Source organism: Povalibacter uvarum (assembly GCF_014202975.1).
Lineage (GTDB): Bacteria > Pseudomonadota > Gammaproteobacteria > Steroidobacterales > Steroidobacteraceae > Steroidobacter > Steroidobacter uvarum.
Genome location: NZ_JACHHZ010000004.1, coordinates 419,431 through 441,179, shown reverse-complemented (window position 1 = coordinate 441,179; position 21,749 = coordinate 419,431). Strand labels below are relative to the sequence as shown.

At 64.1% G+C, this 21,749-nt stretch carries 21 protein-coding genes; 5 read left to right on the top strand and 16 right to left on the bottom strand.

Annotated features, from left to right (window positions below):
* Nucleotides 1-53 precede the first annotated feature (53 nt).
* The 3 genes from HNQ60_RS18325 to HNQ60_RS18315 are packed head-to-tail and all read right to left on the bottom strand — an operon-like array spanning nt 54 to nt 3,512.
* On the bottom strand, nt 54-1,088 hold the full coding sequence (locus HNQ60_RS18325) for a D-alanine--D-alanine ligase family protein (protein WP_184334214.1): 1,035 nt from the start codon (nt 1,086-1,088) through the stop codon (nt 54-56).
* A 25-nt stretch (nt 1,089-1,113) separates the two neighbouring features.
* Nucleotides 1,114-2,172, bottom strand: coding sequence for a putative zinc-binding metallopeptidase (locus HNQ60_RS18320; RefSeq protein ID WP_184334213.1), 1,059 nt, complete (start codon nt 2,170-2,172; stop codon nt 1,114-1,116).
* An 8-nt stretch (nt 2,173-2,180) separates the two neighbouring features.
* The gene (locus tag HNQ60_RS18315) at nt 2,181-3,512 is read right to left on the bottom strand and encodes an ADP-ribosylglycohydrolase family protein (protein ID WP_407676459.1); all 1,332 of its coding nucleotides are present in this window, start codon (nt 3,510-3,512) and stop codon (nt 2,181-2,183) included.
* Between the two features lie 196 nt (nt 3,513-3,708).
* Between HNQ60_RS18315 and HNQ60_RS18310 the strand changes: the two genes are divergently transcribed.
* Entirely contained in the window at nt 3,709-5,169 is a 1,461-nt protein-coding gene (locus tag HNQ60_RS18310; protein WP_221304278.1) for an amino acid permease, read from the top strand.
* 74 nt (nt 5,170-5,243) lie between these two features.
* Nucleotides 5,244-5,708 (top strand): peptide-methionine (R)-S-oxide reductase MsrB, encoded by a 465-nt coding sequence (msrB, locus tag HNQ60_RS18305; RefSeq protein ID WP_184334211.1) that lies wholly within the window; start codon nt 5,244-5,246, stop codon nt 5,706-5,708.
* An 18-nt stretch (nt 5,709-5,726) separates the two neighbouring features.
* Here msrB and HNQ60_RS18300 read toward each other — a convergent pair whose 3' ends face one another.
* Together HNQ60_RS18300 and HNQ60_RS18295 are read right to left on the bottom strand one after the other, a co-directional pair.
* Nucleotides 5,727-6,248, bottom strand: coding sequence for a gamma carbonic anhydrase family protein (locus HNQ60_RS18300; RefSeq protein ID WP_184334210.1), 522 nt, complete (start codon nt 6,246-6,248; stop codon nt 5,727-5,729).
* Nucleotides 6,245-6,778 carry a TIGR00645 family protein gene (locus HNQ60_RS18295; RefSeq protein WP_184334209.1) on the bottom strand — a complete coding sequence of 178 codons (534 nt, stop codon included), beginning with the start codon at nt 6,776-6,778 and terminating at the stop codon, nt 6,245-6,247. The genes HNQ60_RS18300 and HNQ60_RS18295 overlap by 4 nt, the downstream gene beginning before the upstream one ends.
* A 189-nt stretch (nt 6,779-6,967) precedes the next feature.
* Between HNQ60_RS18295 and HNQ60_RS18290 the strand changes: the two genes are divergently transcribed.
* Nucleotides 6,968-8,248 carry an ATP-binding protein gene (locus tag HNQ60_RS18290; protein ID WP_184334208.1) on the top strand — a complete coding sequence of 427 codons (1,281 nt, stop codon included), beginning with the start codon at nt 6,968-6,970 and terminating at the stop codon, nt 8,246-8,248.
* 23 nt (nt 8,249-8,271) lie between these two features.
* On the opposite strand, the gene HNQ60_RS18285 is transcribed toward HNQ60_RS18290, so the two are convergent.
* From HNQ60_RS18285 to HNQ60_RS18260, 6 genes are all read right to left on the bottom strand, one after another.
* Nucleotides 8,272-9,027, bottom strand: a complete 756-nt coding sequence (locus HNQ60_RS18285) for a LytR/AlgR family response regulator transcription factor (protein ID WP_221304277.1) — start codon at nt 9,025-9,027, stop codon at nt 8,272-8,274.
* Entirely contained in the window at nt 9,024-10,244 is a 1,221-nt protein-coding gene (locus HNQ60_RS18280) for a sensor histidine kinase (RefSeq protein ID WP_184334207.1), read from the bottom strand. Before HNQ60_RS18280 ends, HNQ60_RS18285 begins: the two co-directional genes overlap by 4 nt.
* 22 nt (nt 10,245-10,266) lie before the next feature.
* Nucleotides 10,267-10,872, bottom strand: coding sequence for a cytochrome P460 family protein (locus HNQ60_RS18275; protein ID WP_184334206.1), 606 nt, complete (start codon nt 10,870-10,872; stop codon nt 10,267-10,269).
* Nucleotides 10,873-10,997: 125 nt separating this feature from the next.
* Nucleotides 10,998-11,918 (bottom strand): hypothetical protein, encoded by a 921-nt coding sequence (locus HNQ60_RS18270; protein WP_184334205.1) that lies wholly within the window; start codon nt 11,916-11,918, stop codon nt 10,998-11,000.
* Complete coding sequence (locus HNQ60_RS18265; protein ID WP_221304276.1) at nt 11,915-12,625, bottom strand: RNA polymerase sigma factor; 711 nt, start codon at nt 12,623-12,625, stop codon at nt 11,915-11,917. Before HNQ60_RS18265 ends, HNQ60_RS18270 begins: the two co-directional genes overlap by 4 nt.
* Nucleotides 12,626-12,723: 98 nt before the next feature.
* The gene (locus tag HNQ60_RS18260; protein ID WP_184334204.1) at nt 12,724-14,478 is read right to left on the bottom strand and encodes a vWA domain-containing protein; all 1,755 of its coding nucleotides are present in this window, start codon (nt 14,476-14,478) and stop codon (nt 12,724-12,726) included.
* Between the two features lie 238 nt (nt 14,479-14,716).
* On the opposite strand from HNQ60_RS18260, the gene HNQ60_RS18255 reads away from it, so the two are divergent.
* Nucleotides 14,717-16,627 (top strand): hybrid sensor histidine kinase/response regulator, encoded by a 1,911-nt coding sequence (locus HNQ60_RS18255; protein WP_184334203.1) that lies wholly within the window; start codon nt 14,717-14,719, stop codon nt 16,625-16,627.
* A gap of 117 nt (nt 16,628-16,744) precedes the next feature.
* On the opposite strand, the gene HNQ60_RS18250 is transcribed toward HNQ60_RS18255, so the two are convergent.
* From HNQ60_RS18250 to ampD, 4 genes are read right to left on the bottom strand one after another with little or no spacing between them, the layout of a single operon-like run.
* Nucleotides 16,745-17,197, bottom strand: coding sequence for an MGMT family protein (locus HNQ60_RS18250; RefSeq protein ID WP_184334202.1), 453 nt, complete (start codon nt 17,195-17,197; stop codon nt 16,745-16,747).
* A 50-nt stretch (nt 17,198-17,247) separates the two neighbouring features.
* The gene (locus HNQ60_RS18245; protein ID WP_184334201.1) at nt 17,248-18,702 is read right to left on the bottom strand and encodes a sodium:solute symporter family transporter; all 1,455 of its coding nucleotides are present in this window, start codon (nt 18,700-18,702) and stop codon (nt 17,248-17,250) included.
* Between the two features lie 48 nt (nt 18,703-18,750).
* Nucleotides 18,751-19,572: a cobalamin-binding protein gene (locus HNQ60_RS18240; protein ID WP_246433705.1), complete on the bottom strand. Its 822-nt coding sequence runs from the start codon at nt 19,570-19,572 to the stop codon at nt 18,751-18,753.
* A 47-nt stretch (nt 19,573-19,619) separates the two neighbouring features.
* Nucleotides 19,620-20,216, bottom strand: coding sequence for a 1,6-anhydro-N-acetylmuramyl-L-alanine amidase AmpD (ampD, locus tag HNQ60_RS18235; protein ID WP_184334199.1), 597 nt, complete (start codon nt 20,214-20,216; stop codon nt 19,620-19,622).
* A gap of 159 nt (nt 20,217-20,375) precedes the next feature.
* On the opposite strand from ampD, the gene HNQ60_RS18230 reads away from it, so the two are divergent.
* Nucleotides 20,376-21,110, top strand: a complete 735-nt coding sequence (locus tag HNQ60_RS18230) for a 16S rRNA (uracil(1498)-N(3))-methyltransferase (protein ID WP_184334198.1) — start codon at nt 20,376-20,378, stop codon at nt 21,108-21,110.
* 107 nt (nt 21,111-21,217) lie between these two features.
* Here the strand turns inward: HNQ60_RS18230 and HNQ60_RS18225 are convergent, their stop codons facing one another.
* Nucleotides 21,218-21,691 carry a chemotaxis protein CheW gene (locus tag HNQ60_RS18225; protein ID WP_184334197.1) on the bottom strand — a complete coding sequence of 158 codons (474 nt, stop codon included), beginning with the start codon at nt 21,689-21,691 and terminating at the stop codon, nt 21,218-21,220.
* Nucleotides 21,692-21,749 lie beyond the last annotated feature (58 nt).

Below are 21,749 nucleotides of genomic sequence, written 5' to 3'. Positions count from 1 at the left end.
AGCAGGTACGTGCGGGAAGACCCATGGTTTGGGGTGAGCGGGACGAGCCCGCCTCACCCCTCATCCACCCGCCACGCCGCCTGGTAGTTGCAGCCCAGACGAACGATTTGCTCGAGGAGCGCCGGATACTCGACGCCCGAGGCGCGGGCCGAGTCCGCGAAGTCCTCAGCGTGGCTGATGTTCGGATTGGCGTTGGCTTCCAGCACGAACACGCTGCCGTCGGGACGCATGCGGAAATCCATGCGCGCGTAGCCGCTCATGTAGAGCGCACGATAGATGCGCTTCGAGAGCTTGTCGAGGTAAGCAGGCATGCCATCCGGCAGCGGCGGTGCGGCGCCGGTCTTGATGCCGTGCTTCTTCTGGTAGTTGCGATCCCATTTCACCTTTCGGGTCGCGATGCCGGCCATGACATCCGGCAACGTGCCGAAATCCATTTCCCAGACCGGGAAGGTGCGCAGGCGTTCGTTGCCCAGCACCCCCACGTAGAGCTCACGTCCTTCGATGTATTCCTCCACCAGCGCATCGGAGTTCGTCTGTTCGTGGATGAACTGGATGCGCTCCTTGAGCCGGTCGGCGTCGTGAACGATCGAGGCCTGCGAGATGCCCAGCGAAGCGTCCTCGGTCGCCGACTTCACGAACAGCGGGAATTTCAGCTTCCGTGGCAGCTTGTACTTCTGGCCGCGACGGAACAACGCGAAGCCGGGTGTCGGAATGCGGTGATAGGCCAGGATCTGTTTGGACAATACCTTGTCGCGCGAAATCATCATGCCGCGCGGATTGCAGCCCGTGTACGGCTGCTTCATCAGCTCCAGGAAGGCAACGACGTGCTGATCGTAAGTGACGATGCCCTGGAACTCTTCGAGCAGATTGAAGGCGACGTCGGGCTTCCAGTCGGTGATGGCCGCGCGCAGATCCGCCAGGTTGTCGAGCAACCCCAGCGCCTTCACCGTATGCCCCGCTTTCTCGAGCACGTTGGTCACGTCGAATTCGGTCCTGAATTCGTCGATCTCCTTCACCGTGTAGCCCCTGAGGCTCGACGGAGGGACCAGGCTTTCGTGCATCAGGACGAGGACGCGCAATGGTTTCATGTGGGGAAGACGCGGTTAGTCGCCATCACAACGCATACCTTTCGCGGTCACGCCGCAGAATATCCATCATGATTCGCTCGAGCACGCCGAGCACGGCGCGCTTCGCATCGCGCTGCGAGGTCTCGAGGACCAGGTCGAGCTCCCGGCAGCGATGGATCACCACTCGCAGCACATGATGAACCAGATACGGGTGCAGGCGTGAACGCCGGATGAGCAGGCGCTCGAGCTGCGGTCGCACCCGTCGCACGAACGTGCTTGCCCGCAGGTGACGCTTGCGCCGGCTGCGCTGCCCGAAAATGCGCTTGAGGCGCAGATCGTACGCGCCGGGCCGATCAAGATCGTAGCGCGCCCGCTTCTGGTAGTAGTGCTCGGCCAGCGTGCGCGTGTCTTCGCTCAGCGGCTCGATCAGATCGCGATTCGCAACCGCCGCATGCGCGCCTTTCAGCTCGCGCATCAGCGAATCGACGTACTCGAGCTTATTCAATGCGGGCCAGCCCTGGTAGTCGCGGCGCCAGCGGGCCCGTGGCTGCAACCACACCGCGAATGTTTCCGCGAAGTCCTCCGTGGGATGACTCTGCGCGTACCAGTGGCCCAGGTGAAGAACGTAATCGCGACTCGCGGGACGCGGTCGATAGATATCGGGATAAGGACGCGAGGGTTTACCGAACGCCTTCCGCCATCCTTTGCGGCGACGCAGACGAAACGCGTTGTCGAGCGCGTGGCCCGCCTCGTGACGCAGGATGCGGGTCAACCAGTTCGCGTTGCCGCCTTCGACTTCATCCATGATGAGCCGCTCGAGCCGCATGAGACGCGGATGAGCCATGTAGAACGGCACTGCAATGCCCGGCACGCCGTCCGGCGAGAACCATTCTTCGGACAGCCACAAGTGCGGACGGAAACGGATGCCGCGACCAGCCAGGTCTTTCTGCACTTCCTTCCAGTGCTTCTCCACCATCGTGCCGCGCAGCGACAGGCGAAGATCACAGAAGCGCTTCTGGAGCAGCTCGTGATCGCTCAATCGCGTCCACGCTGGCTCACGCGCACGCTTCGCCTTGCGGGCGGAGACCTTCTTCTTACGCGACACCGCCACGCTCAGGCGAACCTTCGCGCAATGCTGCGCAATGCCTGCTGCTGCGGCAGCGCCTGCAGCCAGCTCGCTGGAATCGACGCGCTGCCGGCATGAGCGCCGGCAATCGCCCCATAGAGCGCTGCTGCGACTTCGCCGCCCTCGAGACTCAGACGCAACCCTTCAACGAAGTCCTGCCCGCGTCCGAACGCCGCCAGTGCCTGCGCCGTCGCCGAGAGTGCGTCGAAGCCGCGCGACACGGCGGCACGGCCTTCGAGAATCGCTTCGACTTCGGCGCGCAATTTGCGACCGCGCAGTATCTGCATTGCCACACCGGTTCGCAGATCGAGCAGCGTAGTGCGATCGACACCATCGAGCGCATCGACGAACAACGCCGTCCAGAAGCGGCACAGATCGAGAACAACCGGCGATTGCTGCGTAGTCCGGGAGATCTCCGCGCCAAGCTCTATAGCCGCGGCCGCGTCCTCTTGCTTGAAGAATGCCGCAGCGAGGCTGCGCGGCAGCGGATGCGAATCGAGATTCTTCGGATCGTGCGATCCCGCGTTCGGTTTGCGCGACCACTGCCAGGTCGCCAGTGCACGCCGGAAGTCGGCGGACAGCAGATTCGCGTGCGTGCGTGAAATCTGCAGATAGCGCTGCATCTGATCCTGTGCGTCGTGGCCACGGCGCTCGAGCAGGCTCTCCGCGACTGCCGTTGTCGTCAGCGTGCTCGGACCAACGTCGAGCGTCACGCCCGGTGCAACCGTTTGCTGCAGCAACTGCGCTGGCGAATAGCGATTGGCGGCAAGCAGCGTCGCTATCGAGTCCGCGCACGCCAGCCCCAGCAGCGCACCCTCGCGACGCTGCGCGACGTCGAGCACGACGCGACGTGTCTCGCGCCACTCAAGCACGAAGTGATATTGCTCATCCGTTTCCGGCGTAGTCGGCCACGAGGCACTGCGCGCATTCTGTTTCCAGAGCGTCTGCAGATGATCCATCGCAGCGTTGGCATCGAGCCCGCTGCGGATCAGGTGACAGCCGATCGCCGTCCCAGTCCTGCCGATACCCGCGCGGCAATGCACATAGACGCAACGGCCTTCCGCTAGCAATGCATCGAGCGCATCCAGGATCTCGGCCATATGGCCAGGGGAATCGGGAAGACTGTGATCCCTGATCGGCCAGCGCTGATAGGCCACTGTGGGGGGCAGGTACGGCTCGTACGGCGCGAGTTCGCCGTCCTGGGTCAGATCAATGAAGGCGTCCACGCCAGCGCCCATCAGGCGATGTATACGATCCATGGCCGTGGCCCGCGATGACGACCCGGGGTATTCCCCCGCGAGCAGCCGTCCGGGCAACACCCAATACGTGTTGGGCAGCGGCGTGGGACGAGCGGGTGCGGGGTCGGCGAGCGGATTCACCCGTGAATGATAATGGCGCAAGGGCCAGCGGACGACAGTTCATGACTGTCTGTTCACGTCCCTGTTCACCTCCAGCCCGAGCCTGTAGCCTTGGAGCGGCCTTCGGGCCCGCCGAAGAATTCCAATGAGGTCTGCAATGCCCAGCCTGCTGAGCCGCCTGTTCGCGGTCCGCTCCGTCGACTCCATCGTCAGCGACCTGAACTCGGCGCCGCCGTTGAATCGCGTACTGACGGCACGGTCCCTGACGGCGATCGGCCTCGGCGCGACGATCGGCACGGGCATTTTCATCCTCACGGGCACGGTGGCCGCCAATCACGCGGGCCCGGCGCTCACGATCGCGCTGCTGATCGCGGCCATCGGGTCCGCCCTCGCGGCCATCTGCTACGCCGAATTCGCGGCGATGATCCCGGTATCCGGAAGCGCGTACACCTACTCCTACGCGACGCTCGGCGAAGCCATCGCCTGGTTCATCGGCTGGAACCTGTCGCTCGAGTACATGTTGTCGGCCTCAGCGGTTGCTGTCGGCTGGTCCGCATACGTGGTCAATCTGCTCGGCAAGATCGGCATCCATCTTCCTGACGTACTGTCCAACGCTCCGTTCGCGAAGACCGAGAGCGGCCGGCTCGGCGCCACGGGCGCCATCGTCAACATGCCAGCTGTGCTCATCGTGCTGGCGCTGGGCTGGGTCTGTTACGTCGGCGTGAAGGAATCCGCGACGCTCAACAATTTCATGGTGTTCATCAAGGTCGGCATCATCGTCGTGTTCATCCTCGCGGGCATGAGCTATGTCGACACCGCGAACTGGCACCCCTACCTGCCGGAGAACACCGGCACCCGCGGCGAGTTCGGCTGGAGCGGCGTTTTCCAGGGAGCCGCGATCATCTTCTTCTCGTACATCGGTTTCGACACCGCGTCCACGGCCGCGCGCGAGGCACGCAATCCGCAACGCGACGTCCCGCTGGGCATCCTCGGTGCGCTCGTCATCTCCGCAGTGCTGTACATCGCGATGAGCGCAGTGCTCACGGGCATGGTGCCGTACACGCAGCTCGACGTGGATGCGCCAGTGGCTGTGGCGCTCGACGCGCATCCGCAGCTGGCATGGCTGAACATCCTGGTGACGACCGGCGCGATCGTCGGCATGACCTCGGTCATCCTGATGTCGCTGCTCGGACAGCCGCGCATCTTCCTCGCGATGGCCGACGACGGACTGCTGCCACCGTCGTGGAAGAAGGTGCACCCCGTCTATCGCACGCCGCACGTAGCTACTGCCGCCGCCGTCGTCATCGCCGCCATCTTCGCCGGCCTGTTCCCGCTCGATGTGCTGGGCGAACTGATCTCCATCGGCATCCTGCTGGCATTCACGTGCGTCTGCATCGGCGTGCTCATCCTGCGATACACCAAACCGGACATCCCGCGCCCCTTCCGTGTTCCCTTCGCTCCGGTGACCTGCATCCTCGGCGCGCTCATCTGCGCCACCATGATGGCCTTCCTGCCGCTCGACACCTGGTGGCGACTCGCCATCTGGTCGGTGATCGGCTTCTCGATCTACGGCTTCTATGGCTATCACCACAGCAAGTTGAGAGCCCAGGGCAAGTGACCGGTGGCGGGGGCTTGAGAGCCGGATCGCGGCCCTCATACTGACGTCATCCCCTCTCCCCCAGGAACGACGCCATGCCAGCCCCGACCGTCTCCGCTAGCGGCTACGATCTGCGCCCATTCACCGACGCCGACCGCGATAAGCACGCAGCCGGCTTCACGCCGGAAGAGCGTCACGTGATCCTGCACCAGGGCACTGAGCGGCCCTTCTGCGGCACGCTATTGGGCAACAAGAAGTCCGGAGTTTACGCGTGCCGCTTGTGCGGCCTGCCGCTCTACAAGGCAGATTCGAAGTTCGAATCGGGCACGGGCTGGCCGAGTTTCTATCAGCCGTTCGATCCGGCTCACATCCGAGAAATCGTCGACCGCAGCCACGGCATGATCCGCACGGAGATTCGCTGCGCGCGCTGCGACGCGCACCTCGGCCACGTCTTCGACGATGGTCCGCCGCCGACGCATCAGAGACATTGTCTGAACTCGATATCGCTGGAGTTTTTCGCGGAAGGCGAGAAGCCTGAGCAGAGAACCGTGGGTGCGTGACAGGGTGTGATCACCTGATCAACGGACGACCAGCTCCGTCCTGTATCGCTTCGCATTGTCCTGATAATGCAGCGCCGCGTGCTGCAGCAGGTATCGATCCTTCTCCGTGATCTCGCGCACGACCTGCGCGGGATTGCCCATCACAACGACGCCGTCGGGAATCGTCTTGCGCGGAGGCACGAAAGCGCCGGCGGCGACGATGCTGTAGCTGCCGATCGTGGCGCCATCGAGAATCATCGCGCCGTTGGCGATCAGCGAATGATCGCCAACGCGGCAGGCATGCAGGAAGGCCTTGTGACCGATCGTCGTATTGGCACCGACGATCAGCGGTACGCCCGAGTCGGTGTGCATCACTGTGCCGTCCTGCACGTTCGTCCCGTCGCCGATCTCGATCCAGTCGTTGTCACCGCGAAGCACGGCGTTGAACCAGACGCTCGCCCAGCGACCGAGACGCACGCTGCCGATCACATCCGCACTAGGCGCGACGAAGTAGTCGTCGCCGTGCGTTTCGATCTGGCGGTTGGCGAGGGAGTAGATCAATGCTCCGCATCCCGGTGGCTGGCGAACGATATCTTGTCGAGCACGCCCATCATCACGGCTGAAATCACGAACGTCAGATGGATGATGACGAACCACATGAGCCGGTCCTGTTCGGGTTCGCCGAACACCTTGGTGGGATCCCCGCCGATGCCCATGAACGCGCGCAGCAGGTGGATCGAGGAGATGGCGACGATCGACGCGGCCACTTTCAGCTTGAGGCTGCTCGCATCGAGCTTGCCGAGCCAGCCGAGATTGTCGCCGCCGTCCTTGACGTCGATCTTGGACACGAAGTTCTCGTAGCCCGAGAACATCACCATCACGATCAGGCTGCCGACGAGCACCAGGTCGACGAGGGCCAGCAGGCGCAGCACGAGGTCGGCTTCGGTGACCACCATGATCGTGTGCAGGAGGTGATACACCTCCGTGAAGAACTTGATGCCCAGGGCGAATAGCGCCAGCGACATGCCAAGGTAAACGGGCGCCAGGATCCAGCGGCTGGCGAACAACAACTTCTCAATCGCACGCTCCATCACGATGCATTTTCTCTGGCTGTGTCGGGGGGCTGATTCTAACCGGCCCGATGTCGGCCGTGTTACGTCGCAGCCCTGGGGATCGCACCGTTGGCCGGCGCGATTCCGCTATTGGCCGAACCCACGGCCGCAGCGTAGAGTCGGGCATTAATGGACACACCTGATCGCACGGCCGCCAAGAGCGCACCCATGGAACCTGGATCCGCGCCGGTCTTCGGGCAGACCCGATTGTTCGAACAGGCCCGACTGCAGCTCGCCCGCCTGCATGCCACCTCCGGCGGCTCGCTGCGCGAAACCTGGCTGCAACTGGCAAAGATCGTCGTCGAAGCGCTGAGCATCGACCGGATCGGTGTGTGGGTGTTGCTCGATGAGGGTCGCGCGCTTCGCTGCCGCTACCTGTTTCAGCGGTCGAGGAACGCGGAGTTCCAGGGGGCCATTCTGCGCGCGGAGGATTTCCCCGGCTACTTCGATGCGCTGCATGCGCGGCGTACGCTGCCCGCGGCTGATGCGAGCGCTTCCGAGCTCACGCACGAACTCAACGAGTCGTACCTGAAGCCGCTCGGCATCACTTCGATGCTCGATGCCCCGATCTACCTCGAAGGCCAGGTCGTCGGCGTCGTGTGTCATGAGCATATCGGCGGCGTTCGGGAATGGACCGGCGCTGAATCCGACTTCGCCAGCTCGGTCGCGGACAACATCGCCCGCCTCTACCAGGAGCACGAGCGGGTGACGGCCCGCGCCGCATTGCATGCGTATGAAACGCATCTGATGGAAGTGCATCGGATGGAGGCCGTCGGCCGGATGGCCGCGGGGATCGCGCACGATTTCCGCGGAATCCTCGGTGCCGCGATGGGGTTCGCGGAACTGATCCGGCGCCTGCCGTCGCTGCCGCCCGATGCCGACCGGTATTCGCAGCGGATCGTCGAGATCCTTCAGCGGGGCAATAATCTCACGCAGGAAGTCATGTCGTTCGGCAAGGACACACCGCTGTCGCCGCGCGTGGTCGATGCGACCAAGATCATCCTCTCGATGCACAGCATGCTGCAGGTCCTCGTCAGCAATCGCATCCGCCTCACGAGCGAACTGGGTCGTCCGGTGAGCCGCATCTTCATCGACTCCGCCCAACTCGAACGGACGCTGCTCAACCTGGTGCTGAACGCGCGGGACGCGATGCCGTCCGGCGGAGAACTGACCATCAGCGCGGAAGATGCCGAGATCGAAGATCCGGACGGTGACACCGGCACGTTCGTCCTGATCAGGGTAACGGACACCGGCTGCGGCATGGACGAAACCACGCGCGCGAATATCTTCAAACCCTTCTTCACGACGAAAGGCGAGAACGGCACGGGGCTCGGGCTCGCGATCGTGGACCAGATCATCTCCCGCGCGGGCGGGTTCATTCGGGTCGACAGTGCGCCGGACCAGGGCACGACGATCAAACTCTACATTCCGCGGATCGCGGCGCCCTAGGCCCGCGGCCCAGCCGATCGCCGCTACATTCCCCGGAACTGGTGCTGGAACACGCTGCTGACCGGCAGCTCCTCGCCGTGGCCCTTCAGCTTCAGCAGCCACTTGCCGTCGTCCTGGCGTCGCACTGAATGGATCGCGGCGGCGCGCACGATCGCGCTTCGATGGACTTGCCAGAACTCGTCCGGATCCAGCACGCCGATGAGTTCCTTCAGCGGCATGCGGATCTGTGCTTCATCACCGGCAGTAACGACACGCGTGTACTTGTCCTGCGCGCGGAAGAACAGAACGTCTTCGATGGGAAACATCCGGGTCGTGTTGCCGATCGTCGCAGTGATCCAGCGGATTCGATTCTGTGCGCGTGAAGGACCGGCTTTGAGCATTGCGAGCGCGGCGCTCATGTCCGCGGGATCGCCAGCCGCGAGCCGCTCGCGCAATCGCTGCAACGACAGCTCCAGTCTTTCACGCGAGATCGGCTTCAGCAGGTAGTCGATCGCACCCCGCTCGAATGCCTCGATCGCATATTCATCATGGGCAGTCGTGAATACTATGTGAGTCGTGCGCGGCGCCCCGCGAGCGACCTCCAATCCGCTTACGCCGGGCATCCGGATGTCTAGAAAAGCGACGTCCGGCTGATGCTCGTGCAATGCTTCGAGTGCGGTGAGGCCGTCTTCGCAACTCGCAATGACGCGCAGCTCCGGCCACAGAGCACCGAGCAGACGACACAGCTCTGCGTGTTGCGGCGCCTCGTCCTCCGCGACCACAGCCGTGGGTATCTTCATGTGCGCTTCGATTCGAGCGGAATGCGCAACGTTGCAACGGAACCCCTGATTTCAGCATTGCGCAGATCGAGGACGCCATCGGCGCCATACCGTAGCGACAACTGCGCTCGAACGTTCGCGAGGCCCACTCCGGCGCTCAATCCTTCGCGCAGGCCCGCTCCGTCATCGGTCACGGTCACTTGCAGAAAATGGCGCCCGTCGAGAGAAAGCGCCTGCGCATCGACGACGACGGCATGCGCGCCGGGATCCGGCTCGACGCCGTGTTTGATCGCATTCTCCACGAGCAGCAGCAGCATGAGGGGTGGAAACGGCTTGTCGGAGATCGCCTCAGGCGAATTGATCTCGTAGCGCAGGCGCGTTCCCATGCGTACACGCATCACTTCCAGGTAGCTGCGGCAGATGTCGAGCTGCTGGGCCAGGGTGGACTGCGGCTCGACAGCGCCTTCCCTGATGCGTGGCAACGTAGCCCGCAAGTGCGTGACGAGCGCGTCGATCGTGGCTTCGGCGCGCTCGGGCTCCGTTCGAACCAGCGAGCGCAGGGACGCGAGCGTGTTGAAAAGAAAATGCGGCTCGACCTGCGCCTGGAGAATCGCGAGCCGGGCATCCGCTTCCTTTGCACGCAGCTCCAGTCCTTCGCGTTCGCGACGCCGCTGCAGCTCCGCCCATCCCCGGCGCTCTCGCCCGTAGGAGATGAGCGCAACACCGCCGCCGAACAGAAAATAAAACCCGGCGGGCACCGACAACTGCATGACTGCGCCGAGCAGCGTACTGTCGATCGGCTTGTGGACAGGCTCGCATTCGCCGCCATTGATGGCGCACATCAATCTGTGGTGATAGTTGTCCGCCCAATGATCCGCCGCGTCCCAGAGAAAGAATCCGGCGATCACAGCCGCTATGAGCAGCAGTCCTTCGAGTCTTTCTCGCGTCGCGAGGTGGCGTATGCCGGTGGCCAGCAGCGTTCCGCCGCCAACGAACACGAGCGCTTCGACGGCGTAGTGCCATGCGACCAGAAGCCCCTGCATCGCATCGCGCGCGAACATGCCATGACTGTTGCCGTCGGAGATCGCGAAGATGACGGCGATCGGTCCGAAGTACAGCAGGCGCCGCCACCACCACGACCAGCTGAAGACCGGTCGTCGCTGGTACTGAAGCAACTGCGACGCCGCCGTCGAGATTTCCGCCGGCAGCGACTTGTCGATCGGATACTTCTGCAGCAAGGCGAACCCCTCGAGGTGCCGGTCAGAATACCTCCGCGACCTTCCGGAAGGTGCCCTTTTGTTTCGCGACATCGCGCAGCACGGGATAGAACTGCGTGAAGGTATTTTCGACCGCGGCGTTCTGTTCATGGCACGAATAGCACGACGCCGATGTCGGGATCAGCGGGCCGGCGGGTTCCCGCATGCTCAGGTTGAAGAACGCCCATTTGCCAGGGAATCTGCCTTCGTCCTTCACCTCGGCTTCGATGCCGATGATGTCGCCCTGGAAGAGTCCGTTCGCGCCCTCCTTCGCCTGGTTGACCACTTCGGAGCGCCGGATCTCGAGAACGAAAAGCGTCTTGTCGGGCCATGCCCCGGTCTGAAGGAAAGCGCGATACGACGCTGGATTGACGAACACATTGGTGAACGCGCGATTGCCGGATGGCACCTTGTCGCGCGCCGGTCCGTACAACATTCCCACGCCGGTGCCAATCAACGCCCACTCGCGATAGTTTTCCGGTCGCAGCAACTCGCCTGTCGACGTGTACTGCGGGCCGTCCGCTGCTGCCTTCGAATCAACAGCTCCCGCCGGCCCTGTTCCCAGAGCAAGAGCGATCGCACCCCACAGGACTGCTTGGATGGCATTCATTGTCGACCTCCATTTCGGGAGACGACTTTAGAGGGCACGCGAACCGAGGACGGGACTTTGCGATGCGCGACCGCGAATACGGGATGAAGGCGGCCGATCGGCGGATGAGGGCCGGAACCCGGCCGTCAGGGCTTGCCGCGCGCCAGATCCGTTTCGCTCACGACGTGATCGGGATACTTCTCGCGGAACGAGCGCCACTCCTTGTCGGCTTCCTCCTGCTTGCCATCCCGGCGCAACTGCCGGATGTGCTCGAGCCAAGTATCCGGAGTGTGTTCTCGCACCAGCGCGTCGGACGATGCCGGCGACGCAAATGCAGGCGCCGGCGCAGGCTGAGCAGTGCGCTTGAACGCCATCTCCTGACCTGCGCTTGCCGCGACCGACTGCCTCGCCGCCGCATCTTGAGCGGCGGCGGCGAGTTGCTGATCCGCGAGAGCCCGCTCAGCGCTCACGGCATATTCCCGTTCGCGCGCCTCTACCGCTGGTGGCGGCGCCGACGGCACTTCGGCCGGTGCGGCAGTTGGCGCGGGCGCAGTGATTGCCAATGGCTCATCGTAGATCGCTTCGCGGGCGCGTTCCGCGTGGGCAGTGATGCTCTGCTCAGCACGCTGCGCCCGCGCCTGGTTCAGCCCTCTCGGCACCAATACGGGCGATTCGGTCGTCGCATCGCGCGGCGGCGTGATCAGGACCACGCTGTTCTCAGCTGCTTTGGCAGCTTCGGGTTTTGCCATCGGACTGGCCGGCGGCGCACCCCCGGGGGCGAGCTCGAATTCGTTGTGTGTGCCGGTGCGAATCACGATCGACACGACCAGCAGCGCGGACGCTGCCAGCGCCGCGGGGATGCTCCAGCGCATGAGACGGCGACGCTTTTCTCTCACGCCTGCGAGCTCATCGACAGGCGCAGCAACACCGGCGCGTGCCTGTGCCAGGATGCGCTCGTCGAGATGCGCAGGCACTTCGTCGGTATCGAGACCGCGATAGTGCTGCGAGACCTGAGACTTGCCGCTCAGGTACTCGTCGAGGAGTTTGTCTTCAGACGGCGTGGTCACGATTCGACACTCTGTTCGACGCCGCCGCGATGGTGCTGCAGCGCTGCCCGCAACTTCCGCAACGCATAGCGCAGCCGGCTCTTGGCCGTCTCCATTGCGACGCCCGTAATCTTTCCGATTTCCTCGAGGCTGAGGCCTGTCTCCTCATACAGCAGGAACGCTTCGCGCTGCTCTTCGGGCAATTGCTCGAGAGCCTGCTTGAAGGATGCCCGCACTTCGCTCTCCGATACCTGCGCATCGGGTTGTGGAATCGAGTTGTCGGGCAACCCTTCCTCCAGTTCATCCACGTCATCCATGCGGCCGAGGTGCTGGCGCCCGGCACGACGGAAATAGTCGACGGCGCAGTTGTGCGCAACCCGGAACAGGAATGTATTGAACTGTGCGCGCGGCTCATAGCGTTCGCGGCTCGCGATGACCTTGCCCCAGACCTCCTGGAAAAGATCGTTGGCGATGTCCGGGTCGCGGCACAGGCGCTGCAGGTACCGATACAACGCACCCTTGTGCCGTCCATACAGAATCTCGAACGCCCGCGCATCGCCGTCGCGATACCGCAGCATCAGAGCCGTGTCGTCGGGCTCGACCGCCGACACTCCGGGCTGCGCCGGCGCGGCCGCGAATGATGCAACGCGCGCAAGCGGCGCGGTCCTCGTCGCTTCACCGACGGCGCTCATGCGATCGACAGCAATGTCCTTCAGGTCCGTACTCACGATGCGGCAGGCAGTTGTGCTGTGTCTTTCCTTGGGCCGCGCAACCCGGCCGTTTGTTCCGACACTTTACACCCCTGCCTGTACCGCCCGTCTACACGCTATCGATTGACCTGCCCGACCTTCTGCGTCGCCTCGCCGGGCGTCAACGCCTGGGCGAGCTTGACCAGTGACACGAACTCCCGACGATACCCTTCCGGATCGTCGCCGAGGCCGGCTTTGGCGAGCGACTCTATATCGCGATAGCCGAATTCGCCCGTGTACTTCCCGCCGCGCAGCACCTGGCCAAACGCGGCAACGCTCGCAGCGAAGCGCAAGTCGGGTGACATCCGATCGGCTGCCACCAGCGATGCCCGTGCAATCGGGTATTCCAGCAGCTTGCTCGTCTCGCCGTCCGGGAGCTTGTAGCGCAGGCGGACGTTGGCAATCTCACCCCGGCCCGCCGTCGGCTTCGTCGCGGCCGGCGCATAGCGCAGATCGTCGACACGGCCTTTGGCTCCCGCAGGCACGATTTCATAGAGCGCCGTGATGCGATGACCCGCACCGATGTCGCCGGCGTCGACCTTGTCGTTGTTGAAGTCTTCCCGCGCGAGCATGCGGTTCTCGTAGCCGATGAGCCGATACTCGGCAACTTCGGCGGGATTGAACTCCACCTGGATCTTCACGTCCTTGGCGATCGTGAACAGCGTCGACGACAGTTCAGAGACCAGCACCTTCCGCGCCTCCGAGAGTGAGTCGACATACGAGTAGTTGCCGTTGCCCGCGTCCGCGAGCCGTTCGAGCAGCTTGTCGTTGTAGTTGCCCGTGCCGAAGCCGAGCGTGGTGAGTGCAACTCCCGAGGCACGCTGTCTCTCCGCCATGTCCACCAGCGCCTCGAAGTCCACGACACCGACGTTGAAGTCGCCATCGGTCGCGAGCACGACGCGATTGATGCCCTTGGCGACGTGCGCCGATTTCGCGAGCTGGTATGCGCGTTCGATACCCTCGGCGCCGTTCGTCGAGCCGCCCGCCTCCAGGCGATCGATCGCCTCGCGGATCTTGTGTTTCTGGTCGCCGGGCGTGGGTTCGAGAACGACGCCGGAGCTGCCGGCATAGACCACCATCGAAACGCGGTCGCGCGCGGTGAGCTGATCCGTCAGCAGGCGGAATGCGTTCTTGAGCAGCGGCAGCTTGTCCGGCGACTGCATCGAACCGGAGACGTCGATGAGGAACACGAGATTCGCCGGCGGCCGTTCGCTCGCCGAGACCTCGAACCCTTTGATACCGATACGCAGCAGCCAGGCCTGATCGTTCCACGGCGCGTGCGTCAGCTCGGTCGCGACCTTGAACGGTGTGGCGCGGCTATCCGGCGGCGAATACTGGTAGTCGAAGTAGTTGATCATCTCCTCGACGCGCACCGCGTCCTGGGGCGGCATCTGACCGTCGTTGAGGAAGCGACGAACGTTTGCGTAGGCGCCTGTGTCCACGTCGATCGAGAACGTCGAAACCGGCTGCTCCGCCGCGCGATGCACCGGGTTGTCGCTGTGATGCTCGTACTGTTCGGTGTTGGCGGGCTGCGCGAACGGAGGCGGCGCCATGATCGGCGCGAAGGACATCTTGCGCGCCTGGTCGTAGGCGACCTCGGTGCGTATCGCGGCCGTAGCCTCGGCCTGCGCGACCGGGGCATTCGACGGCGCGGGGATGTCGATGGCCACAGGAGGCGGCGTGATCGGGTTCGACAGGACGACGACGTTGGCCTCAGCTGCCTCGGCCGGCTTCTGGACCTGGGCTTCGCGCTCCCCGTCCCTTTGTGCGGCGCAGGCGCTCAGCAGGGCCGTCGCGGTCACAATCGTGCACTTGTGGGCAAATACCTTCATTGGATTCTCCGGACCGGACGCACCGCGCGCCTCGTATGCTTCGAATCAACGGCGGCCGCCGGGAAAACGGGTTAGTCGCCTGCAGTCAATCCGGAGAAGCGCACGCAGGGGGAAAGCCGGCATTCGCTCTCACCCGTAGCCGATTCATCCATTCACCGATACAGCCCCTTGTCGGCGCGCGGCAGAATGGTCAGGACGCGCACGAGTCCTGATGACATAACAACAACATGACTGAATCATGGACCGACCTCCGATCCCTTCAGACGAGCGTTTTCGCGACGCCTTCCATGTAAGCCCCGTCGGCAACGTGATCGTTCGCCATGCGGATGGTGCGCTCGTCGAAATCAACGACGCCTGCCTGCGGATGCTGGGCTACCGCCGGCACGAGCTCGTCGGTAAGGGAATCCACACGCTGCAGTTCACGCCGCCGCTGGGCCTCCTCGCGGACAGCGCGAGCGGCTCGAATGTGCAGCATGAAATCTCATTCGCTCGACGCGACGGCTCGCAGGGCCATGGCCTCTGTTTCCTGCACACGATGGACCTGCACAGCGAGAAGCACACGCTGGCGACGCTGATCGACATCACCGAGCGCAAGGAGATGGAACAGTCTCTGCGCGAATCCACGATGCGACTCACGGCCACGCTCGAGGGCGGCCGGATGGGCACCTGGAGCTGGGACCCCGAAGCAGGAAACATGTGGTGGGACGACGCGGCAACGGTGCTCTGGGGGCGGTTGCCGGGCGAAGCCATGCCGCAGCCGGTCGAGACGGCGCTGCAATTCGTTCATGCCGACGATCGCTGCAGAGTCGCCGAATCCTTCGATCGCTACATCGAAACGAAGGTCTCGCAGGGGATCGAATTCCGCACGGTGCGCCCGGACGGGGCCCTGCAATGGATCGCGGTGCGAATCGGCGTGCAACGGCCGGAATGGCGCGAAGCAGGCCGGCTAGTCGGCATCTTCGTCGACGTCACCGCCGAGAAGCGCGCAGAGGAAGCTCACGTCCGCTCGCAGAAGATGGAAGCACTCGCGACGCTCGCGGGCGGAATCGCGCATGACTTCAACAACATCCTGCTCGCGATCAGCGGCAACACCCGCCTGGCGATGGCGGACCTGCCGCAGAACCACCCGGTCCAGCACAGCCTGGGCGAGATCGATCGCGCAAGCTCGCGGGCTGCCGATCTCGTGCGCCGAATTCTCACTTTCAGCCGGCAGCAGGAGCCACGACGGGAGGTTGCCGCGCTGCGTCCCATCGTGGAAGAAGCGTTGCGACTCATCCGCCCCACCGTGCCGGGCACCATCGAGATCCGCACGAAGCTCTGCGATGAAGCGCTACCCGTGGCACTCGACGCGGTGCAGATTCATCAGATCGTGACCAATCTCGCGACGAACGCAACGCACGCGATCGAACCGCGCGCGGGGCTGATCGAAGTGACCCTGGAGCGGGCGACACTCGATGCTCAGTCGCTGGAAGGATTGCCGCCAGGCGACTACGCGCGCCTCACGTTGCGCGACGACGGCGCCGGCATGGATGCAGCGACGCTCGAAAGAATCTTCGATCCCTTCTTCACGACGAAGCCGATCGGCAAGGCCACGGGCCTCGGCCTTTCCGTCGTGCATGGCATCGTGCAGAACCTCGGCGGTGCGATCGTCGTGGATAGCGCGCCAGGGGCGGGCACGAAGTTCGAAATCTATTTCCCGACCGCAAGTGCGACCGTACGGCCTGCCGAAGCCGAAAGGTCCGGTCCGCTTCGCGGCCAGGGACAGCGCGTGCTCTACGTCGACGATGAGGAAGCGTTGGTTTTCCTCGTCACCCGCGTGCTCGAACGCCTGGGCTATTCCGTGTTCGGCTATACCGATCCGGCGAAGGCGCTCGCGGCGATCCGAAACGATCCGCTGAGCATCGATGTCGTGGTCACCGACCTGTCGATGCACACGATGTCCGGTTTCGATCTCGCGCGTGCGGCACTGGCAGCCCGTTCAGATCTGCCAGTGCTCCTGACCTCGGGCTACGTTCGGGCGGAGGATCGCGAGACCGCACGCCAGTGCGGAATTCGCGAAGTGATCCTCAAGCCAAACACGGTCGAGGAGCTTGGCCACGCGCTCAACAGATTGTTCGTTGACTGGAATGTGGCGCAGCCGGTGAAGTGAGAGCAGCTGGAGGAGCCGGCCAGAGACAATCCCGTCACTCCCGCGCACGCGGGAGTCCATGCCTTGCTCCGGATGGATTCCCGCCTTCGCGGGAATGACATGGCGGCCCACAGCCTCTCAGTCCATCTTCCACAACAACTCATCCAGCTCCGCTTCGCGCGACGGCCAGCCGTACTTCTTCAGGTCCACCCGGCCGCCGATGAAGACGACACCTTCGGCTTCCAGCTTGCTTCGCTGACGCTTGTAAGCATCACTCCCCGCCGGAAAGGAAATCCGCCCCCCGGCGTTGATCACGCGAAACCACGGCAGATCACGCGACGCCGGCGTCTGACGCAACACCGTCCCCACGAGCCGCGCACGTCGCGGCAATCCGGCAACGTCCGCAACATCTCCATAAGAGCAAACCTTGCCGCGCGGAATCCTGCGCACAGCCGCGAGAATCCGCCCGGGGATATCGTTGGCAGAAGTGACGGCTGCAGATTGCTTCGCTGCAGATGTAGAGGAAGACTTCGCCTTCGCTTTCTTCGACGACGTCTTGGCCTGCCGCCGGCCTTGCTTCCCCCGAGCCATCTCTTCTCCTCTTCTGGCTACCAGCTAACGGCTAGCCGGCTAACAGCTTCTTAGATTGGCACCCTGTCATGCACCGTCTCCTGCGACCGATCCGCGCGATCCGGATTTCGCCGCCGCTCACCCCCGGTCAGCGCAATGCCGAGCGCGGCCACGAACGGGAACACGCGCTCCAGGAAATCTCCAGGCGCGTCGGGGAGCACGTGGAAAAGCAGCGTGAGAACGAATCCGGCCCACATCGCGCCCAGCGTTGAGCCGGGCCGCACGCGCTTGCCGGTCAATCGAACGAGGAGCAGTGGACCGAACGCAGCGCCCATTGCGGTGAACGCGAACATCGCGCGATTCAGGAGGCTCTCGCCGCCATAGAGCGCGAGGCACAGAGCGACGATTGCGTAGAACACGAGCACGACTCGCGCCCATGCAAAGGAGAGCGGCGACACTGCGCGCTTCATATCGGCCGAGAGACACGATGCGAGCACGAGCAGACGATTCCCCATGCCCATCAACACCACCCCGAGCACGAGCGCAATGATGACCGCGGCCAGACCCGGCGGCAGAACGCGATCGATCACGACGAAGACGGCGCGCTCGGGCTGTTCGAGACCGGCGTAAACGACGCTCGCTGTCCAGCCGGCGATCAGCGTCACACCGAGCAGCGCCGCAACCGAAGCAACCGAAATCCAGCGCGCCCGTCGCAGGGTCACCTCATCGCGCGCCGCCATGAACCGGTTCAGCGCGTGCGCCTGGCCGGTGAGCTCGAAGCCAAGCCCGCTCACGCCGAGCACGAAGGCCAGCGCGACGACACCGGTCTTGCCGCCGAACCAATCCGTGGTTGCCGGCCCGAGTGCCTGGAAGCCGATCTCCATCTGCTCACGACCATCGGTCACCGCCAGAGCGAGCAGCGGCACGATGACGACAACGACCAGCAACACGCCGATCTGGACGACGTCGCTGAGACTGAGCGCCCAGAAGCCGCCGACGAGCGCGAAGATGACGATTGCGGCGACGGCAGTGATGCAACTGCTGGTGACATCGAAGCCGAGGTTCTCTGCGAACACGCTGCTCGCGAGATGCAGCACCGCACTGACTTCGAGCAGCAGTGCGATCGAAAGAATGAGTGCCGCGGAGCGAATGATCAGCGGCTGCAAGCGATCGCCGCCATCCGCACTCAGCACCTGGGTGAGCGTGAGCGAACCCTGCCCCACTGCGAGCTGACGCAACCGAGGGGCAACGTAGAAACCGTTGAGCAGGTAGCCCGCGACGACCGCGCCCCAGATCCAGATCGCCGACAGGCCCCAGGCGAAAGCCGATCCACCGAAGGCGAGCAGCAGCCATGCCGGCGTCGCATTCGCCGTGTGGCTGAATCCGACGAGCCACGCATTGAGACGGCGGCTGGCCAGAAAGAAATCGTTGCCGTTGTGCGTGCGCCGCCCACCCCACAACGCGATGGCGACCAGGACGGCGCCATACACGCTCAGGGCAATCAACGCCGCTGTGGATCGACTCATAAGGGTACGGAACTTCTTCTGCAGGGCTCGCGCGTGGGCGCGGGCATTCTAATTCGAACGGGACAGGCGTTCGCGAGCCGTCTGGAGAGTGCGACACATCTTCTCGCCGCCGGCGACGAGCCGTGGCGTCGATCTAGCTATCTCCTCGGGCGGCAGAAGGAAGAGATTGCCGGCACTGACCGCCCGCATCTGGCGCCAGCGCTGCCACTGCGTATATCCAGGCGAATCGGCCGAGCCGGTCGAAATGATCGCGCCCGGATTGGCAGCGATCACGGCCTCCACGCCCACCTGGGGCGCGAGATCGTTCAACGCGCCGAACACGTTGCGGCCACCGCAGATCTCCACCAGCTCGCTCATGATCTGCCGTCCGTTCACCGTGTAGAGCGGCTGATCGTTGATCTGCAGGAACACGTCGACGATCTCGCGACGACCATATTCGGCACGCAGCCGCCCGATGCCGCGCTCGAAATCATCCGCGACGGGGTTCGCCACGGATTCCGTGCCGGCGATCCTGCCGATTTCGCGCACCGCGACTGCAATGTCCTGCAAATGCTGCGTGCGGATGGTCACGACACGCAGCTTGAGGGCGCGCAGCCTCTCAACGACTTCGGCAGGTGTTCCCGGCTCCCATGCGAGAACCGCATCGGGCTGGAGCGCGAGGATGCGCTCGTAGTCGAAACGGAACGCATCGCCGATCCGCGGGATTTTTTTCGCCGCTTCCGGATAGTCGCTGAACTCGACCGTCGCGACGATGCGGCTGCCCGCTCCTGCCGCGAATGCTATCTCGGTGAGATTCGGCGCGAGACTCACCACCTGTTTCGCTGGCGCAGCCTGCACCGTCGCGACGAACAGCAGGTTCAACAGGAGCATCACGGACGCTCTTGTCCCTGCGCGCATACGAACGAGTGCCGTGACCATCAGCCGACCGACGCCCATCGTTCATTGGCGGCCAGCATGGCCCTGAGTCGCGGCCAGTCGAAGAAGAGACCGGGATCGGTCTTGCGGCCCGGCGCGATGTCGCTGTGGCCCGTGACGCGTTCGCGTGAAAGCGCGGGATAGGCGGCGCAGAGCTGTGCGATCACTTCACTCAAAGCGTGGTATTGCTCCGGCTCGTACGCCGTGTCGTCGCTGCCCTCGAGCTCGATTCCGATGGAGAAGTCGTTGCAGCGTTCGCGGCCCCGGTAGTTCGACGCACCGGCGTGCCACGCACGCCGATGGAATGGCACGTACTGCACGCGCTCGCCGTCGCGGCGAATCAGCAAATGCGAGGACACTCGCAGCTCCGCCACGGTTGCGAAATAGGGATGCCGATCGGGCGGCAGCTGATTGGTGAAGAGCATGTCGATCCACGGTCCGCCGTATTCGCCCGGCGGCAGACTGATCCCGTGCACGACGATGAGATCCGTCACCGTACCCGGCGGCCGATCATCGCAATTCGGTGAAGGCACCTGCCGCGCGCTCAGCAGCAATCCCTTCCCGGGATCGACGGAACCTGGACTTGTCGATACGGTCATTGGCAACAGCAACGTTCGTGGCGTCGGCGATGGCGCAGTCTACTCTGTGACCCCGGCACCGGCTGTGTCCCCCGTACTTGTCCGCGGGCACGGCGTTTGCTTGGGTTCGCTACAATTCGAACCAGATCGCCGGACGCGCTTGCCCAACGAAGGGGGCTCATGAGACTGAATCGAATCTACTGCGAAGGGCCGCTGGCCGCGGGCGCAACCATTCCGTTGTCGTCCGCGGGGGCCTATCACGTCGCCCGGGTCCTGCGCATGCGCCCCGGCGCACCGCTGGTCGTCTTCGATGGCAGCGGCACGGACCACCAGGCCGAAATCGTCGCCGTCGAGGGCGACCAGGTCATGGTCCAGTTGCGCACATCGACGCCGGGTATGGGCGAGTCGCCCCTGAGGGTGACGCTCGTGCAGGGTATCTCCCGCGGCGAGCGCATGGATTGGACGCTGCAGAAGGCCACGGAGCTGGGTGTAACTGCCATCGCCCCAGTGCTCACCGCACGCAGCGTGGTGAGGCTCGACGACAAGCAGGCAACAAAGAAGCAGGCCCACTGGCGCGCGATCGTCGTCGGCGCCTGCGAGCAATGTGGACGCTCCAAAGTCCCGACCGTGACCACACCGATCAGCCTGCGCGACTACTTCACGAACGTCCGCAAGGACGGTATGCGACTCGTTCTGAGCCCCTCGGCGCCCGGCTCCCTAGCCGGCATCGCCAGCCTGCCCTCGAAAGTGGAACTGCTCATCGGCCCGGAAGGCGGCCTGGACGACGATGAGATCGCCGCCGCCCAGAAAGCCGGCTACATGCCGGTGCGTCTGGGACCACGGGTGCTCCGGACTGAGACAGCGGCGGTGGTGGCGCTGACGGTGCTGCAGGCACTGTGGGGGGATCTGCAGTGAGGAAGTAGATAGCGGATAGCGGATCGTGACTAGTCAGAACGGACGCAGGACGGCCAATCTCGTGTTGTTCTGACCAGTCACCATCCGCTATCCGCTATCGCCTTCTTCTATGCCGCCCTCGTCTCCTCACTGATCATCCGCTCGAGATGCTCGAAATCGGGAATCAGCGGCGACTCGTTCAGCATTCTCACCTGGCACAGGATCGGGCCGTGGTCCGAGAAGCTTCGGCTGTGATCGGGTTTGACGACGTCGCCGTTGACGCGCACGAGCTGCGGGAAGCCCTGCGTCACCAGGCCGAAGTAGCCGCCCGTGATGTGGCTGCCCAGAGCAACGAAAACGACGATACGGGTGCGGGTGCCGGGCGGCGGGTAGCTCTGGCCGCACGCGGCTTCGAAAGAGATCACGGGCACCTGGCGACCATTCCACTGGATCGTGCCGAGATACCACGGCGGCGTTCCGTCCATCTTCTCGGGCGCCTGCCACGTGATGACTTCCGCGACGCACGCACGCGGAACGATCAGTCGCTCCTGACCGAGCGGGATGAGCAGGCTGTAGAGTTCGTGGGCGAGTTCGGGGTTCATAGGAAGCCTGCTAGCTGGCTAGCCGGCTAGCTTGCTAGCCAGAGCTGGAGAAAAGGCG